This is a genomic window from Bacteroidales bacterium, from assembly GCA_023229505.1.
Taxonomy (GTDB): Bacteria; Bacteroidota; Bacteroidia; order Bacteroidales; family JAGOPY01; genus JAGOPY01.
The window spans coordinates 1-2,523 of sequence record JALNZD010000108.1 but is presented as its reverse complement, the minus strand read 5'-3'; the positions used below and the strand labels follow the sequence as shown (position 1 = coordinate 2,523).

Annotated in this window: 1 protein-coding gene; it reads right to left on the bottom strand. The window is 45.7% G+C overall.

The window, feature by feature from the left end:
• On the bottom strand, nt 1-2,523 hold a 2,523-nt coding region (locus M0Q51_17445; protein MCK9401752.1), incomplete at both ends, for a hypothetical protein.

Genomic DNA, 2,523 nt, shown 5'->3' with positions numbered 1-2,523 from the left:
TAGTTCTGACTGCTGATGTAATTCACCCATCCGCGGTTGATACGGAGCTTTGCCGCTCGTATCCGGCGCTTCATAATAAAGCGGTTGGATACCCGCATAGCCCTTGCTGTCCCATTCGTAAGGATTGTTTGACGGTTTTGGATAAACGATTGAGCCAAACGGTTTGTAGTCTGCTGAATAGAGACAGTTGGTAGTAGCGCCGGCGGTTCCATTTGCATAACAGTTCTCAATATATGAACTGCCTTCGTACACCCGGCCGCTCCAGTATTTATTCTGTCCGGCCTGGGTGACGGTTTGGATTAATTCCGTGCAGTAAAGAGGCGAATTAGCGACCAGATCTAAAGTATCGGCCAAGCCCATCATGGTTTTAAGGGCTGCTTCCGTAGTAAAGAAAGTTAGGCTGAATTCTGATTTGATCAAATCTGTAGAATAATTGCAGGTGGCTGCCCCGTTACATAAATAGGCAGTCTGAGCATTGGTTGAACTGCTGATGGTATAGTTGTGTGCAAATAAAGTACCGTCATATGTATACCAACCATCTGTTCCCCAGGTTCCGCTGAATGGCGCATTCGCAGATCCGTCTAAATTGCTGGACGATACTCCATTTGGAACATACCAACACTGATCCCTGTCTCCGCCTAAGGTGCAACTGCCGCAAGATCCATAGGGCATCAGATTATAGCCCGCTGGCGCTGGCGGCATTCTGTCATCACAACCCTCACCTCGACATCCGGCACAACCAACATATGAAATGTGCCGATACTCCAAAAACTTCATCGGTTCGCTGTCAGTACAATAATAAACCGGATAGCGCCCCTGATAGCCGGCGCCCTCATACACGCCGTCGCCCTTAACTTTTTCAACCGGCCACCACAAGAGGCAAGCATCCTGCGAGCCAGGCGCGCGATCATACTCCAAACAATAGCCCGGCCAACCCATCTCAATGACACCAGAATCATTAAAATAGCTGCAGGATAAAGCATCGCTTTCTGGATAGAGCCTGCAAGATTGCGGCGTGTACCAATAATTTGAGTCGCTAGTTACGGTCGGTGTTAAATCATATGTTTCTAGTGCTGGCATAATATTAATATCGTCAAAATAGGCATTACCGGTGCCGGTCGCCGTACCAAAGCCCGCAGTTGAAAGAATAATTTTAATCTTGGAAGTAGCGGCATTCATTCTTATTCTTAAAAGCTTCTTTTCCCAGGCTTTACCCGAATCAAGTTCCAAGAAATTTGATATCAGCGTAGATCCGGTGCTGTTTCTCTGTTCCAAAGTCACCCGCGCGCGCGCTCCGGCTAAATTAACCGTATTCAACTGCGCATTCAACACATATTCCAAATTATTAATCACATCAAACAATTCGGAAGCCATACTGAAGCCCGCGCCTAAACGCAAGAAGGCGGCTCCATCCGGCACATAGGTGCCACAATCGATATTCAAACATTCCTTCTGAGTCTCATAAGGAGAATAAATTACCTTAGAAACATTCATAGTCCAAGCGGCTCCTTCGGATCGCCAGCTTAAAGGAAAACCGCTTGCACTGCTGAATTCAAAACTGCTGTTTGGCAAATTTGCCACCTCGCCGGTCTGTTTCATTTTACTAAAATTATAATAGCCCTCCAACCTGGTGCTGCCCCAATCAAAACCGACCTTGTTGTAGCCGTCCATATTGCTGATGTTACCAACTGTGGCTGGAGAAAAAGTTTTATTGGCAATCAAGAAATTATCGCAATTACCCTTATCGTCAACGCTGTTGCAAAGACCGATGTCGGAGCAATAACTTTCTTCTTTGCCGGAGTCGTTAATATATACGATTTTACTGCGGCAAGCTAACCACTTATCGCAAATACGATCCGGCGTCACTTTTAATAACACATTGGAATCATTTTCTGAAATTGGCGCCGAAGCATTGGGCGTATTTAAAGAAGTGTCGGCATCATAAATTACATTTTTTACTGCGCTGCCACTCTGGCTCCGCTGATTGAATAATACACAACCGTCGTTAAAGTTAACCACGCCATTGCATTCACTGGTTTTTAACTCTTGTTTTAATTGATAATCAATCGCTGCTTTTTTGAGTTCGACCTTGGTGTTGCCAGGATTAACCGAGGTGATAGCGCTGGTGCAGTTATCGCTATAACCTGAGAAAAAGAGCAAACTTGTTTGATCCGTGGTCAGTACAGACAGAGTAACGGTTGTACCCGAATAACTCAACCGATTGGCAACCGGACTAAGTAAATACAACGCACTATTACAGCTAATACTAAGACTATTGCCTACAACAGGATCCTGCGCCGCTAAACGATAAAGCGTGTTAGGCTCGATCTTGGTTTGCTGGCGATTTAAATCCCAGCCATCCCGTTCCGGTTCGTCCGTCGTGTCAATGTTCTGAGAAAAATCACCGTTAAAGAACAGATTGACGGCAAAACTGCTGACTGGATCAATTAATTCATTACAACCCGCATACTCCGCCGGACAGTAGCCCACCCAGTTATTATCAGGTTGTTCAATTCGTACACC